Origin of the sequence: Roseovarius aestuarii (assembly GCF_019966515.1) — a bacterium.
Lineage (GTDB): Bacteria > Pseudomonadota > Alphaproteobacteria > Rhodobacterales > Rhodobacteraceae > Roseovarius > Roseovarius aestuarii.
The window spans coordinates 29595-44458 of sequence record NZ_JAIMIB010000011.1 but is presented as its reverse complement, the minus strand read 5'-3'; the positions used below and the strand labels follow the sequence as shown (position 1 = coordinate 44458).

General features: G+C 58.9%; 16 protein-coding genes. 8 read left to right on the top strand and 8 right to left on the bottom strand.

Annotated features, from left to right (window positions below; genetic code table 11):
* Window positions 1-9: 9 nt before the first annotated feature.
* A complete protein-coding gene (ispH, locus tag LC334_RS13815) occupies window positions 10-960 on the top strand; it encodes a 4-hydroxy-3-methylbut-2-enyl diphosphate reductase (protein WP_085801211.1) in 951 nt (316 codons plus the stop codon).
* A gap of 106 nt (window positions 961-1066) precedes the next feature.
* Here ispH and LC334_RS13810 read toward each other — a convergent pair whose 3' ends face one another.
* The 3 genes from LC334_RS13810 to LC334_RS13800 are packed head-to-tail and all read right to left on the bottom strand — an operon-like array spanning window position 1067 to window position 3387.
* Complete coding sequence (locus LC334_RS13810) at window positions 1067-2128, bottom strand: methyltetrahydrofolate cobalamin methyltransferase (protein ID WP_085801212.1); 1062 nt, start codon at window positions 2126-2128, stop codon at window positions 1067-1069.
* Window positions 2129-2131: 3 nt separating this feature from the next.
* Window positions 2132-3064, bottom strand: coding sequence for a methylenetetrahydrofolate reductase (locus tag LC334_RS13805; protein ID WP_085801213.1), 933 nt, complete (start codon window positions 3062-3064; stop codon window positions 2132-2134).
* Window positions 3065-3090: 26 nt separating this feature from the next.
* The gene (locus tag LC334_RS13800) at window positions 3091-3387 is read right to left on the bottom strand and encodes a virulence factor (protein ID WP_085801255.1); all 297 of its coding nucleotides are present in this window, start codon (window positions 3385-3387) and stop codon (window positions 3091-3093) included.
* Between the two features lie 237 nt (window positions 3388-3624).
* Here LC334_RS13800 and LC334_RS13795 point away from each other — a divergent pair, with 237 nt between their 5' ends.
* Both LC334_RS13795 and LC334_RS13790 read left to right on the top strand, forming a co-directional pair.
* The gene (locus LC334_RS13795) at window positions 3625-4737 is read left to right on the top strand and encodes a Ppx/GppA phosphatase family protein (protein ID WP_085801214.1); all 1113 of its coding nucleotides are present in this window, start codon (window positions 3625-3627) and stop codon (window positions 4735-4737) included.
* Window positions 4737-5459: an RlmE family RNA methyltransferase gene (locus LC334_RS13790; protein WP_085801256.1), complete on the top strand. Its 723-nt coding sequence runs from the start codon at window positions 4737-4739 to the stop codon at window positions 5457-5459. The genes LC334_RS13795 and LC334_RS13790 overlap by 1 nt, the downstream gene beginning before the upstream one ends.
* A gap of 6 nt (window positions 5460-5465) precedes the next feature.
* On the opposite strand, the gene LC334_RS13785 is transcribed toward LC334_RS13790, so the two are convergent.
* From LC334_RS13785 to LC334_RS13775, 3 genes are all read right to left on the bottom strand, one after another.
* Window positions 5466-5651, bottom strand: a complete 186-nt coding sequence (locus LC334_RS13785) for a hypothetical protein (RefSeq protein ID WP_085801215.1) — start codon at window positions 5649-5651, stop codon at window positions 5466-5468.
* Between the two features lie 110 nt (window positions 5652-5761).
* Complete coding sequence (locus LC334_RS13780; protein WP_085801257.1) at window positions 5762-6238, bottom strand: arsenate reductase ArsC; 477 nt, start codon at window positions 6236-6238, stop codon at window positions 5762-5764.
* Window positions 6239-6285: 47 nt separating this feature from the next.
* On the bottom strand, window positions 6286-8115 hold the full coding sequence (locus LC334_RS13775; RefSeq protein ID WP_085801216.1) for an extracellular solute-binding protein: 1830 nt from the start codon (window positions 8113-8115) through the stop codon (window positions 6286-6288).
* A 272-nt stretch (window positions 8116-8387) separates the two neighbouring features.
* Here LC334_RS13775 and LC334_RS13770 point away from each other — a divergent pair, with 272 nt between their 5' ends.
* Window positions 8388-9161, top strand: a complete 774-nt coding sequence (locus tag LC334_RS13770; RefSeq protein ID WP_085801217.1) for a 3-hydroxybutyrate dehydrogenase — start codon at window positions 8388-8390, stop codon at window positions 9159-9161.
* Window positions 9162-9253: 92 nt separating this feature from the next.
* Window positions 9254-10276 carry a patatin-like phospholipase family protein gene (locus tag LC334_RS13765; RefSeq protein ID WP_085801218.1) on the top strand — a complete coding sequence of 341 codons (1023 nt, stop codon included), beginning with the start codon at window positions 9254-9256 and terminating at the stop codon, window positions 10274-10276.
* Here the strand turns inward: LC334_RS13765 and LC334_RS13760 are convergent.
* A complete protein-coding gene (locus LC334_RS13760; protein WP_085801219.1) occupies window positions 10273-10962 on the bottom strand; it encodes a DUF502 domain-containing protein in 690 nt (229 codons plus the stop codon). The genes LC334_RS13765 and LC334_RS13760 overlap by 4 nt on opposite strands.
* A gap of 124 nt (window positions 10963-11086) precedes the next feature.
* Window positions 11087-11941: a pseudouridine-5'-phosphate glycosidase gene (locus LC334_RS13755; protein ID WP_085801220.1), complete on the bottom strand. Its 855-nt coding sequence runs from the start codon at window positions 11939-11941 to the stop codon at window positions 11087-11089.
* 343 nt (window positions 11942-12284) lie between these two features.
* On the opposite strand from LC334_RS13755, the gene LC334_RS13750 reads away from it, so the two are divergent.
* The 3 genes from LC334_RS13750 to rpsB all read left to right on the top strand — a co-directional run bounded on the left by LC334_RS13750 (window position 12285) and on the right by rpsB (window position 14801).
* Window positions 12285-13238 (top strand): homocysteine S-methyltransferase family protein, encoded by a 954-nt coding sequence (locus LC334_RS13750; RefSeq protein WP_085801258.1) that lies wholly within the window; start codon window positions 12285-12287, stop codon window positions 13236-13238.
* A 10-nt stretch (window positions 13239-13248) separates the two neighbouring features.
* Window positions 13249-13827: a GNAT family N-acetyltransferase gene (locus LC334_RS13745; RefSeq protein WP_176237716.1), complete on the top strand. Its 579-nt coding sequence runs from the start codon at window positions 13249-13251 to the stop codon at window positions 13825-13827.
* Window positions 13828-13979: 152 nt separating this feature from the next.
* Window positions 13980-14801, top strand: coding sequence for a 30S ribosomal protein S2 (rpsB, locus tag LC334_RS13740; RefSeq protein ID WP_085801222.1), 822 nt, complete (start codon window positions 13980-13982; stop codon window positions 14799-14801).
* Window positions 14802-14864: the final 63 nt, after the last annotated feature.

The window sequence follows — 14864 nt, the reverse complement described above, 5'->3', positions numbered from 1 at the left end:
GGAGGCGTCATGACCAAACCACCGCTGACACTTTATCTGGCTGCGCCGCGCGGCTTTTGCGCCGGGGTGGATCGGGCGATCAAGATCGTCGAGAAGGCGCTGACCAAATGGGGCGCGCCGGTCTATGTGCGCCACGAGATCGTGCATAATAAATTCGTCGTTGATGACCTGCGTGCAAAGGGTGCTATCTTTGTCGAGGAACTTTCGGAATGCCCGACCGATCGTCCAGTGATTTTCTCGGCGCATGGTGTTCCCAAATCCGTGCCCGCCGAAGCCGCCGAGCGTGAGATGATCTATGTCGATGCCACCTGTCCGTTGGTGTCAAAAGTGCATATCGAAGCGGAGCGCCATTCCGCCGCCGGGCTTCAGATCATCATGATTGGTCATGCCGGTCATCCGGAAACCATCGGAACGATGGGGCAACTGCCGCAGGGCGAGGTGCTTTTGGTCGAAACGCCGGATGATGTATCCCACATCGACGTCCGTGACCCGGACAAACTGGCCTTTGTCACTCAGACCACGCTAAGCGTCGATGACACTGCCGATATCGTTACCGCACTGCAGGCACGATTTCCCAACATCCAGGGGCCCCACAAGGAAGATATCTGTTACGCCACCACCAACCGTCAGGAGGCGGTCAAGGCGATGGCAAGGCAGGTGGAGGCGATGCTGGTCGTCGGTGCCCCGAATTCATCCAATTCCCGCCGTCTGGTTGAGGTTGGTGCAAAGGCCGGATGCACCTATTCGCAACTGGTGCAGCGCGCCACGGATGTTGACTGGCGTGCGCTCGATGGGATTGCGTCGCTCGGTATCACCGCAGGCGCTTCAGCCCCCGAGGTGCTGGTGGATGAAGTAATCGCCGCGTTGAATGAGCGCTATGATCTCACGATCGCCGAGGTGGAAACGGCGAAGGAAAGCGTGCACTTCAAGGTGCCCCGCATCCTACGCGAGATCGCCTGAAGACCAAGCGACAATCGGAAACTTGTTTCGACCGGACCGTCGCGCCTGATAGAGAAAACCCCCGCCAAAATCGGCAGGGGTTTCCTTTGTTAATGGCAATGCCGGGTCAGGCGCGACGGCGGCGGCTTCCGGCGCGACCGCCACGGCCACGAACCTCTTCACCCGCTTTGGGGGGCGCTTTGTTGAACTTGATCCAGTTGCCGCCATGCGGGTCGTTGTTGGTCAGGAAGTTGGCGGCCATGATCGCCTCCATCTCTTTGCCGGCCTTCGGCTTGGTCGAACCCAGGCCGAAAAGCTGGCAGAAGGTTTCCATGTCCATATCGTCAGGAATGATCAGACCGGCCGCCGTGATCTCAGCTTTCTTGGCCTCGATTTCTGCCTGTTTCACCGGCAGGGCGATCGGGTTCATGATCGCCGAGGTCATGCCAGCACCCATCGCCATCGGCAGGAAGGCGTTGTTGATGCCGTGACGGTTGGGCAGACCGAACGAGATGTTCGAGGCGCCGCAGGTGGTGTTAACACCCAGCTCTTCGCGCAGCTTGCGCACCAGGGTGAAGACCTGCTGACCAGCAGTTGCCATTGCACCGATGGGCATGACCAGCGGGTCGACCACGATGTCATGGGCGGGGATGCCGAAATCGGCAGCGCGTTCGACGATCTTTTTGGCAACGGCGAACCGCACATCTGGGTCTTCCGAAATGCCGGTATCATCGTTCGAGATCGCCACGACGGGGACATTGTATTTCTTGACCAGCGGCAGAACCAGTTCCAGACGGTCTTCCTCTCCTGTGACAGAGTTCAGCAGCGGACGGCCCTCAGCGGTCTCCAGACCTGCTTCCAGCGCACCGGGAACCGAGCTGTCGATGCAGAGCGGCAGATCGACCAGCGCCTGAACCATCTCAACAACCTTGCGCATCAGCGGTGGCTCGGTCTCGTTTGGGTTGGGGTTCGAGTTATAGACCACACCCGCATTGATATCGAGCACCGTCGCTCCGGCGGCGGCCTGCGCGATAGCGTCGGATTCAACGGTCGAGAAGTCGCCCGCTTCCAACTCGGCCGCCAGTTTTTTGCGCCCGGTAGGGTTGATCCGCTCGCCGATCACGCAGAACGGTTCGTCAAACCCGATGACGGCAGTTTTGGTCTTACTTTCGACGATGGTGCGGGTCATGTCTTATCCTTGTTGGTTGGCGGGCGTGGTCGACGCACCGCCGTTTGCAATCGCCCAGGTGGCGTTGGTTTTTATTCCGCCCAGCGGGAAGAAATGCACATGTGAGATGTTGAAATCCGGGTTAGCGGCTTTATGCGCGGCCAGTTCGGCGACAACATCGGTCGGCTCGTACGGCAAAAGCAGTTTGGTCACGTCCATGGCGCGCTTTTGCAGTACTTTCAGTGAGGGGCCAACACCGCAGGCAATGGCGAACTTAATCAGGGTTTGCAGCTTGGCCGGACCGGCGATGCCGATATGGATGGGCAGGGTGATACCTGCCGCGGCGAGATTATCAGCCCATTCAATGATCGGCTTGGCGTCAAAGGCAAACTGGGTGGCCAGCGCCATTTCGGCATCGGTTGTCTCGTTGAATTTCTGTTTCCAGCGCAACGCGTCGTCGACATTTTTCATCGAGCCGTCGGGGTCAATGTCACGGTTGCCCTCGGGGTGACCGGCGACATGTAGGCGTTTGAATCCCGCCTTGTCGAATTCGCCGGTTTCAAGCAGTTGCATCGAGCTGTGGAAATCACCGTGGGGGGTGGTCACACCACCGGCCAGCAGCAGCGCCTGCTCGACGTTGGCCTCGCCCTGATAGCGGGCAATCCAGTCGGCCAGCGTCTTTTGATCCTTGATGATCCGCGCCGGGAAATGCGGCATCACCGGATAGCCTTCGGCATTGATGCGCTTGGCGGTGGCGACCATGTCTTCGATTGGCGTGCCTTCGATATGGGCGATGTAGACGCGGGTTCCGGCGGGCAGCAGGTCGCGGAAATCCTCGACCTTTTCGGCGGTGCGCGGCATCACTTCGATCGAATAGTCCTTGAGGAAAGCCTCGACCTGACCATTGGCGGGGGTAAACCCGGTTTTCTCACGCTTGCGAAAATTCAAAAGAGCCATTGCGGCCTCCCATAAAGATCGTGGGCTCATGCCCAGCCATCATTGGCGATCAGGGCTTTGATCCGGTCCTGATCGTATTCTGCATCCAGTCTGGCGGCCTCGGATTCGGCCACCTGATCTGCGTCACCTTCGACCGGGTAGGGCGCAGCTTTGCGCCACTCTGCCAGGTAATCATCGGTGCTCTTCGCATTCACCTTCATGGCGGCGCGGTCAATCGCCTGCTCGAAGCGCTCGGGCAGCTGCCTTTTAGCACCCCGACGGCCTTTGCCGACAATAACCTGCGCGGGGATATCCCGCCAAAATACGATGGTCACGTCTACCATGGCTGATTCCTCATTGCCCAGATGCCTTTCTCTAATGCAGCATGGCCCGACTTCGGTGTCGATTTTCGACAGAACAAAGGTCTCAAACGACGCCGCGACCATAACGCGATCCCTCGTGATGACGCTACCGCCCGGAATGCGAATTCCATTCAACATTATGATCAATTTTGTGAAAGCTTGCGCGACGTCGCTTATCGACATAGTTTGGGGTTAACTCGAAATGGAGGGCGTGACGTCATGGCGCCCAAGCGTCCCGAAGGTGCGGGCGCGTTCCCGAAAATGGTAGAGAGCCCCGCACTGAGCTCGCCCGGTCCAGCCGACCTCTATGCAGCGCTGGATTTGGGAACAAATAGTTGTCGTATGCTGATTGCCCAACCGCAGGGCAGTCAATTTACTGTTGTGGACAGCTTTTCCAAATCGGTGCAGCTGGGGGCAGGGCTTGAACGTTCGGGCCGGTTGTCGCGTTCTTCCATCTACCGGACGATCCAGGCGTTGCGGGTCTGTCAACAGAAACTCAAGCGACATCAGGTGGAAAGAATGCGGCTGGTGGCAACCGAGGCTTGCCGCCGTGCCAGCAACGGGCCGGAATTCATGGCGCGGGTGCGGCGCGAAACCGGGCTGAAGCTGGATATCATCGAGCCGCAGGAAGAGGCGCAGCTGGCGGTGGTGTCCTGTGCACCATTGGTCAGCCGCAAGACCGACCAGCTGCTGGTGGTGGATATCGGTGGCGGCTCGACCGAACTTGTCTGGATTGACCTGACGGGCGTGCCGCCCCAGGCGAGACCCAAGTCAATTATGCGGATGCATAACGGGTTTCAGAACGCGGACAGCCGGTTCCCCGCGGCCAAGGTTGTGGACTGGATCAGCGTGCCATTGGGGGTCGCAACACTGCGGGACCAGTTTAATGATGTCGAGGATGACAGCGCCCGCTTCGCGCTGATGAGCTGGTTTTTCGAGGAAAACCTGGCCGAGTTCGCGCCCTACAAGGACGAACCGCCCCGTGAGGGGTTTCAGATCGTCGGCACCAGCGGCACCGTCACCACCGTGGCCGCCAGTCATCTGGGTTTGAAACGCTATGACCGCAACAAGGTCGACGGGCTGCGCATGACCAGCGACGAGATCGACAAGGTGATCCGCAATTACCTGGCGCTTGGTCCGGCAGGGCGACGCCGCGATCCGCGCATCGGCATGGACCGGCAGGCCTTGATCATGTCAGGTGCCGCAATCCTGCAGGCGTTGCTGCGCTGCTGGCCGACGGACAGGTTGTCGGTGGCGGATCGGGGGCTGCGCGAGGGGATGCTTTATGCACAGATGTCAGAAGATGGCGTATTGAAAGACGAGGCAGAATGATGGCCAAGGGACCCGATGGCAAAAACACCTCAGGGCGGGGACAGCGCGACCTGACCGTGAAGGTGAAAACTGCGCGCGGGCGGCGGGCCTCGTCGACCCGCTGGCTGCAGCGGCAATTGAATGATCCTTATGTCAAACGAGCCCAGAATGAGGGTTACCGGGGCAGGGCGGCGTTCAAGATCATGGAACTGGATGACAAGTACCGGTTTCTGGTGCCGGGTGCGCGGGTGGTCGATCTGGGTTGTGCGCCGGGCGGGTGGTGCCAGGTGGCGGTGCCGCGCGTCAATGCATTAGGCGAGAAATCGGGCAAGGCAGTGGGCCGGATCATCGGCGTCGACATTCAGGAGGTCGAACCATTGGCGGGCTGCGAATTCCACCAGCTCGATTTCATGGATGAAGGTGCGGACGACAAGGTCAAGGAATGGCTGGGCGGCCCCGCCGATGTTGTAATGTCGGATATGGCGGCGTCATCATCGGGGCACAAGCAAACCGACCATCTGCGGATCATGTCGCTTTGCGAGGCAGCGGCCTATCTGGCTTTTGATGTTCTCGAACAAGGCGGCACATTCGTGTCCAAAGTGCTGGCCGGCGGTGCCGAGGGCGAGTTGCAGAAAATCCTGAAACAGCGTTTTGCCAAGGTGGCGAACGTCAAACCCCCGGCATCACGCTCGGACAGCTCGGAAAAATTTGTTGTTGCTAGCGGGTTTAGGGGGAATAGCTAACGCTGCTCAACGTTCCGCTTCGGGGCGAAGCGATCGGTCGGCTTGTTTCAGAAAATACTGCATGTCAGCGGTATCAGATACACGTTTGCGTGGCGCGATGCTGTCTCTTTCATTGATGATATTGTCCTGACGGATCAACTCGAACAGGCGGGTGTGCCGGGTTGGCTCGGATCTGTCTAGAGAATAGGTCATGAAACCCTCTACGTGCGCTAAGGTCGCGTTTGCAGGGATTAGACTGACATCGTAATAAGGCAATTTTTGCGCGATGGTGGCGCGAATTCAGGGCTTTTCCGTTAATTAGTTCAGAGGTTCTGGCCAATCCTGTTAAGCGCGGATTGCAGGGCATCGCGCTCCATCGTCTCGAAATCCACCGCGAGCAAGGCGCGCGCGCACCGCTCCAACTGCTGGTAGGCCGTGGCAAAGGCACTGTCCCAATTCGCTGAGTCAGCCGCAGCGGGGTCATCCACACCCCAATGTGCGCGCATCGGCGTGCCGGGCCAGACGGGGCAGGTCTCTCCGGCGGCGGACCCGCAGACGGTGATGACCAGATCCATCACCGGTGCGCTATCGGTCGCGAACTCATCCCAGCTTTTGGACCGGGCGGAACTTATGTCATGCCGCAGGTCCCCGAGCAATTTCAGGGATTGTGGGTGTACCTTGCCCGTAGGTTTTGACCCGGCGGACCATGCATGCACACGGCCCGCGCCAAAGATGTTGAGAATGCTTTCCAACAGAATCGAGCGGGCGGAGTTGCCGGTGCAGAGAACTAGAATATTCATCATGTACCTCTACGCCGGGAATGTATCTGCGGTGTGACGGTACATATTCAATCAGCCTCGTACCACCAGACCTCGGGCAGGAAATGCACCCCGTCGCCATAGATCGGCAAATTATCCTTGGGGTATTTCAGCTCTTTAGTATGCGCTATGCGACCGACCGCGTATTGGTGGATCGGTATGACATAGCGACCGCTTGTCAGCACCCGGTCAAGCGCGCGGGTGGCAGCGATGAATTCGTCGCGGGATGCCGCGCTCAGCATCGCGGCGATCATCGCCTCAGCGGCGGGGGATTTCATCCCCATCAGGTTACGGCCTCCGGGCTGATCGGCGGCCTCGCTGCCCCAATAGAACAGCTGTTCATTGCCGGGGCTGAGCGACAGGGCGCGGCGCAGGAACGCAAGATCGAAATCATATTGCGCCTCACGTTCGGCATATTGCGCCTTGTCGATGCTCTCGACTGCCAGCGTGATGCCAAGCCGTTCCAGCGCGCGGGCATAGATATCCATGATCGCGGTCGCTTGTTGAATAAGCCCGTCTTGCTGCAGCAAAACGGTTAGCTCAAAGGGCTCACCCGCAGCGTTTTTCAGCACACCGTCGTCCTCAACCGTCCAACCCGCCTCGGTCAGCAGGGTTATGGCTTTGCGGATATTGGCGCGGTTGCGTTTGCTGCCATCGCTTTGTGGCATGGCGTAACCGGTGATCGCATCATCTGGCAGATCGGCGGCAAAGGGGGCTAGCAGTTCGCGCACGCGCCCTTCGGCGGGACCCGGTAGCATTCCAAGTTCCGAGTTCGAGAAATACGAGGTAATGCGCGGTTGGCGCCCGCCGGTCAGCGTGTCGTTGATAAACTCGAAATTGAATGCGTGGATCAGTGCGTCGCGCACCCGGATGTCATCCAGTGGCGGGCGGCGGGTATTCATGACGAAACCAGTCATGCCTGATGGTTTTTGATGCGGTATTTCCGATTTCACGATGTCACCACGCTGGACCGCGGGGAAATCGTAGAGGGTTTCCCATTTCTCGGCGTTGAACTCGCGAACATAGGAAACCGCGCCGCCCTTGAACGCCTCTTTCAGGACAGTGTTGTCGCCATAGAACTCGATACGGATTTCATCGAAATTTGCGGTGCCGCGGCGCAACGGCAGATCCTTGCCCCAGTAATCGGGATTGCGGCGCAGTACGACATTGCGGCCCGTCTCGAAACTGTCAACCACATAGGGCGCAGTGCCGATGGGAATGTCGTCAATACGGCTCTCGGCGAAATCCTTACCGTCCCACTGCGCCTTTTTGAGGATTGGGCGCAGCCCGGCGACCAGGGCCAGCTCGCGGTCGGACTGGTTGAACGTGATCCTGACGCTGCGCGGGCCGGTGGCTTCGATCCGGTCGATCTTGGCCCAGATACCACGATAGCGGGCATGTCCCTTGCCGCCCAACGTCTCGTAGGACCAGATCACATCTTCGATGGTGACCGGGCTGCCATCCGAGAATCGCGCCTCGGGCCGTAGCGCGAATTCCACCCATTCGCGATTCGGTCCCGTCTCGATCGATTCGGCCAGAAGACCGTAAAGAGAGAAGGGTTCGTCGTAGGAACGGCCCATAAGTGTCTCATGTGTAAGGAAACGCAACTGCCAGGGTGACGTGCCTTTGACGGTAAACGGATTGAGCGAATCGAAGCTGCCCACATTGCCAGTGACCACACGACCGCCCTTCGGTGCGTTGCGGTTGGCGTAAGGCAAAGACACAAAATCGGGTGGTAGGGCCGGATCGCCATACATAGCTATGCCATGCGCAGGTTCGGAAAGGGCGATATGGGGGGTAAGAAATACCAGGAATGCTGCCATCAATGCCCGCGATGAGCGGAAAAATTCTGATCTCATTTCGGCAACAATCTCCCTGAGTCCTTATTCATCTGGCCCTGAACGTAGATAGGGTTTTGCGTCTTTTCAAACTTTTAGCTTGGATGCGAGCGCCAGATTGCTTATAAAGGGATCACTGCTCGATAGGTTTCTTGCCTGTATGAAACCTGCCTCAATAACTTAACGCCCGCTTCGTGCGGGCGTTTTTTTTGTGTTGTTTGGGCTGGCAGCCCCCTGCACTTTGCAACTGCAGCATGTTAAGTATCCCTCATATACAAAAGGAGAGGTGTCCCATGTCGCTATCAGGCAAGACCGCAATCATCACCGGATCGAACTCGGGCATCGGCCTGGGCGTCGCAAGCGAGCTGGCCCGTGCCGGGGCCAATGTGATTCTCAATTCCTTTACTGATTCGGAAGAGGATCACGCGCTGGCCGAGGAACTGGGTCGGGAACATGGCGTCACAGCGCGCTACATCCAGGCGGACATGTCCAAGGGTGATCAGTGCCGCGCGCTGATCGAAAAAGCCGGGGCCTGCGATATTCTGGTCAACAATGCGGGCATTCAGCATGTGGCGGGAATTGATGCATTTCCGACCGAGAAATGGGATGCGATCATCGCGATCAACATGAGTTCGTCATTTCATACCACGGCCGCGGCGCTGCCGATGATGCGCAAGGCGGGGTGGGGTAGGGTGGTCAATATCGCCTCGGCCCACGGGCTGACGGCGAGCCCCTATAAATCGGCCTATGTGGCGGCCAAGCATGGGGTTGTCGGCCTGACCAAGGTGACCGCGCTGGAAACCGCGGAAGAGCCGATCACCGCTAATGCGATCTGTCCCGGCTATGTGCTGACGCCGCTGGTTGAGGCGCAGATCCCTGACACGATGAAGGAATACGGGATGGACCGCGAGACCGTGCTGCGTGAGGTGATGCTGACGCGCCAACCCAGCCGTGAGATGGCGACGGTGGATCAGATCGGTGGCACGACGGTGTTCTTATGCTCGGACGCAGCAACGCAGATTACAGGCACGACGATCAGTGTCGATGGCGGCTGGACGGCGCTTTGATGGTGTCGAACTGCTGAGGCAATCCGACTGATGCGAGGGTTGTTGTCCCTCGCGCGCTTCAAAGTGTTTTTGGACGATGAAAGGGCAGTGTCGTGGCGGGTGTAAAACGGATCAATCTGGCTTTGCAGGGCGGGGGCGCGCATGGCGCTTTTACCTGGGGTGTGCTCGACCGGTTGCTGGAGGACGAGAGGATCGAGATTGCAGGGCTGTCCGGCACCTCGGCGGGGGCGCTGAATGGTGCGGCGCTCAAGGCAGGCTGGCTGATGGATGGACGCGACGGCGCGAGGGAGAACCTGAACTGGCTTTGGGAGCAGATCGGCGCGGTGCAGGACATGCGCATGCCCGCGTGGATGTCGGGGTTTCTGCCGTCGCCGGGTCTGGTCAGCGATGCAATGCAGCTCTCCTGGCCCTTTGCCGTCACGGATACGATGAGCCGGTTGATATCGCCTTATGCATATGGGCCGTTTTATCGCAATCCGCTGCGCCGGATCGTGGACCAGTTCCAGTATGACATGGTCTGTGCCGATCAGGGTCCTGCGTTCTGCGTCTGTGCGACCAACGTGCATAGCGGCAAGATCCGGGTCTTCACCGGCGACGAGATCAGCACCGACAGCCTGTTGGCCTCGGCCTGTCTGCCGACTTTGTTCCAGGCGGTAGAAATCGACAGTGAGCACTACTGGGATGGCGGCTATACCGGCAATCCGGCTCTTTTCCCGCTGTTCGCGCCGGCGCTGCCGCAGGATATCGTGATCGTCAATATCAACCCGCTTGATCGCGCCGAGGTGCCGAAAGCGGCGCATGAAATACAGAACCGGATCAACGAGATCAGTTTCAATTCGTCATTGCTGCGGGAACTACGCGCCATCAATTTCGTGCAGCGGCTTATCGCGGGCGGTGCCGTGGAAGAGGGCGCCATGAAACAGGTCTTGGTACATATGATCGCCGATGACGAGCTGATGCGCGAGCTGTCAGTCGCGACCAAGCTGTTGCCGAACCCCTATCTTCTTAAACGGTTGAAAGAGGCAGGGCGCAACGCTGCAGAGGGTTTTCTGGATGATCATTTTGATGATCTGAACCAATCCAGCACGACCGATCTGGAAGAGATGTTCGGCTAGCTTTCGGTTCCGCCATTCCCATTGCCGTTCTGCCCCGGATAGACGAGGCCCGCGGAAATCACCAGTTTGGCGGCATCTTCGATACTCATGTCCAGTTCGATCACGTCTTCCTTGGGAAAAAACAGCAAAAAGCCCGAGGTCGGGTTGGGGGTGGTTGGCACAAAGATGCTAAGCATTCCGCCTGTGTTTTCGGCTTTTTCCGCCACCTCGCCCTTGGCGGTGGTCGAAATGAAGCCGATGGCCCAGATGCCCTTGCGTGGGTACTGGATCAGGCAGGCTTTTTCGAAACTGCGCTCGGACTGGGCAAAAACGGTTTCGGCGATCTGTTTAACACCGGAATAGATCGTGCGGACAACCGGCATCCGTTCGACCAGCGACTCGGCATAGCTGATCAGGGATTTGCCGATCAGCCCCTTGGCGATCCAGCCGATGAAAATGGTGAAGGCCAGGAAGAAGATGACACCGACGCCGCGCAGGTTGATGCCGATGTATTTTTCCGGGTTGAAATTATAGGGCACCAGCGGCAGCACGAAGCCGTCGACCCAGCCGATCACGGACCACATCAGCCAGATCGTAAGGCCGACAGGGGCGATCACCACCAACCCTGTCAGAAAGCTGGCGCGCAGCCCTGCGAACCTGCCCGGCTTTTTCGGCTGGGGCGGTTCTTCGTCGAAAGGCGTGTTCATTTATTTGTTCAGGCAGTTGAGCATGCAGGCTATGTAAGCAGAATTCCGCCATACGACAATGGGGCAGAGCGCGGGAAATGACGTTGCTACCAGCAGTTAGAGCGTATTTGCCGATTGGCCACCGTCAGCCGGCGGCAATTTCCATAGCGACCTTGGCCCCGAGACGCGCATTGTTGAGGATCAGCGCGATATTGGCCTTCAGCGATTGCCCGTCAGATAGTTCGTGAATGCGTTTGAGCAGATAAGGTGTCAGTGCCTTTCCGCTGATGCCTTGATCCGTGGCCTCTTGCGTGGCCCGGGTGATCATCGGGGCAAGGCGACCGGCGGGAATTTCATTGGCAACCGGAATCGGATTGGCCACCAATTGGCCCCCGGACAGACCGAGTGCCGCGCGCATCCTGTGGGCGGCAGCAATCTGGGTGGCACTGTCCATGCGCAGCGGCGCGGGCAGGGGCGACGTGGCGGACCAGAAGGCTGGAAAACTGTCCTGGCCGTAGACAATAACCGGCACCCCGAGGGTTTCCAGCACTTCCAGCGTTTTCGGCAGATCGAGAATGGCCTTGGCCCCGGCGCTGACAACTGTGACAGGGCTTTGGGCCAGCTCCTGCAGATCTGCGGAGATATCAAAGCTGGCATCCGCGCCGCGATGGACACCGCCGATGCCGCCGGTGGCGAAAACCTCGATCCCTGCGCGGGCAGCGGCGATCATTGTCGCCGCCACGGTGGTCGAGCCGGTGCCGCCGCGTGCCATGCAAATGGCAAGATCGGCGCGGCTGAGCTTGGCAACGTCAAGTGCCTGAGCGAGACCTTCCAACTGTTCATCGGTCAGGCCCACATGCAGCTGCCCCTTGATCACCGCGATGGTGGCGGGCACAGCACCAGATTGCATCACGGCCTCTTCCACCCGGCGCGCAGTTGTCAGATTGTGGGGATAGGGCATGCCGTGGGTGATGATCGTGCTTTCAAGCGTAACTGCCATATCGCAGTTGATTTCGTCGTTATTGTTTCCCTGTTTTGTATCAAATCTGTTTCGATCCGAAGGTTGGGTGTTTCAATTGTTTCGCCGCGCAGTCAGTGAGAAAGACTTACCCGCCGATCAAGCCATTGAACGAATACGATAACTTCTGGGCAGCTCGAGAATGCCACCGCTGCAACATTTGAAACGTAAAACCGGCAGATATGAAAACAAACTGCAACCTTCGCGGCGCACACCCGCCGCATCGCCGTGCTGGCGGAATTGATACGACCGGCGCGGCGGCACAATATCGACTGAATTGTAGCAACAGCTAAACATACAGGAACCATATATTATGGCGCATTCCATGAATTCGAATCTGAAACAACTTCTGACAACTGACCGACCTTTCCTGACCGATGGCGGGCTTGAAACCACACTCGTCTTTCACGAGGGACTCGATCTGCCTGCTTTTGCGGCCTTTCCGCTTCTGAACGATACCAAGGGTCGCGAGACGCTGAGGAACTATTTCGACAACTTCCTGCAGCTTGCGCAACAAAATGATACCGGATTTGTCCTTGATACCCCGACATGGCGCGCAAGCCAGGGCTGGGCGGATGAGACCGGTTTCAGTAGTGAAGCGATCGACCGGATCAATGCCAGAGCGGTCAGCTTTGCCCGCGACATTGCCGCTGCATGGGGCGAGAAGGGCGTTCCAGTGGTTGTCAATGGTGTGGTTGGTCCGCAGGGGGACGGTTATGTACCCGGACAGACGATGACCGCCGAAGAAGCACAGGAATATCACGCCCGTCAGGTTGTCAGTTTCGCAACCGCAGGGGCTGATATGGTTTCAGCCGTGACCATGAACTATGTTGAAGAGGCAATCGGCATTGCACGCGCGGCGAAAGTGGCCGGGGTTCCGGTGGTGATCTCGTTCACCGTGGAAACCGACGGCAAGCTGCCGACCGGACAGGGTGTTGGTGACGCCATTGCACTCGTGGACGCGGCGACGGATGCATCACCCATCTACTACATGATCAACTGCGCGCATCCCGATCACTATTCTGCCATCCTCGGTGGGGCCGACTGGACAGCGCGCCTTGGCGGGATGCGGGCCAACGCCAGCCGGATGAGCCACGAGGAACTCGACAATGCCGAAGAGCTTGACGATGGCGATCCGGTGGAATTTGGTGAGCTGCACGCGGCAATGATGCGCGGCCTTACCGGCATCAAGGTGCTGGGCGGGTGTTGCGGCACCGATCACCGCCATGTGGGTGAAGTGGGCAAATGCTGTGTGAAAGGCCACGCCCATGCCGCTTGAAGGAGCTGACATGCAGACTGTTCTGCTACGTTCTGCGAAATCTACTGACGCGCCTCACTTCAGGCGCGTCTTTGAACTGGCCAGCGAAGGGTTGGCACCCTGGGACTGGGCGCAGTCTGCTGGTACCGGCGGGGATGCCTCGCAGATCGGTCTGGAGCGTATGCGCGACAAGTTGGCGAAGGCGGCGCCGGGAACGGCGATCGTCGCCGAAATGGGCGGCGAGGTCGCTGGCGGTATCATCACATATGATATCGGCGATGAACCGGAAGCGATCGAAGACGACACACCACCGGTATTCATCCCCTTGATCGAGCTCGAAAATCTGGCACCCGGCACGCATTACGTCAACGCGCTGGCCGTGTTCCCCGAGTTTCAGGGATGCGGCATCGGGCGCAAATTATTGCGGGCGGTTGCGGGTAATGCTGGCAAGAATGGCATGAGCCTGATTGCCGAAGATGGCAACGCGGCAGCACTTGGGCTTTACCGCAGTGAGTGGTACAGCGAGATAGCACGCCGGCCCATCGTCGAGGCCGACGGGTGGCACTGTCCCGGCACCGAGTGGATTCTGATGATCCGGCCACCGGAATAAGACCTTGCCAAGGGGCGCGTTCTGCTTTATCCGCGCCCCATCGAAATCCGCAGGTACGGGCGGGCCCTTGGGGGAGACATCCCCATATGTCCACCGGTTGAGGCATCCGCCTCTTCCCCGTGCCGAGGCGAAAACCGGAAAAGGAAAACGACATGGCTCTTCCAGAGTTCACCATGCGTCAGCTGCTTGAAGCTGGCGTTCACTTCGGCCACCAGACGCAGCGTTGGAATCCCCGTATGGGCGAATTCATCTATGGCGCGCGCAACGGCATTCACATCATGGACCTGACACAGACCGTTCCAATGCTGGACGCGGCGCTGAACGTCATCCGCGAAACCGTTGCCAAGAATGGCCGGGTTCTTTTTGTCGGCACCAAGCGTCAGGCCAGTGCGCCGGTTGCGGAAGCGGCCGAGAAATGCGCGCAATATTACATGAACCACCGCTGGCTGGGCGGCACGCTGACCAACTGGCAGACCGTGTCTAAATCGATCCAGCGCCTGAAACAGATCGACGAAGCGCTTGAAGGCGGCGCCGAGGGCCTGACCAAGAAAGAGCGTCTGGGCATCGAGCGCGATCAGGAAAAACTGCAGGCCTCGCTGGGCGGTATCCGTGAAATGGGCGGTGTGCCTGATCTTCTTTTCGTCATCGACGTAAAGAAAGAAGCGCTGGCCGTTGCTGAAGCCAACAAGCTGGGCATCCCGGTTGTGGCCGTGGTTGACACCAACTGCTCACCCGATGGCATTGATTACATCATCCCGGGTAATGATGACGCGGCGCGTGCGATCTCGCTTTATTGCGATCTGGCCTCGCGCGCGGCACTTGATGGTATGTCGGCACAAATGGGTGCGGCAGGCGTTGACCTGGGCGCGATGGAAGAAGCACCGGTTGAAGAAATCGTCGCCGAAGCACCTGCGGAAGAAGCCACTGCCGAAGCGCCGGCCGAAGCACCAGCAGAAGCCGCCGCTGAAAGCTGAGCCGCTTCTGACAGGACCGATATGGGGGCCGGGGACACCCGCCCCCAGACATGAGCATCGAAT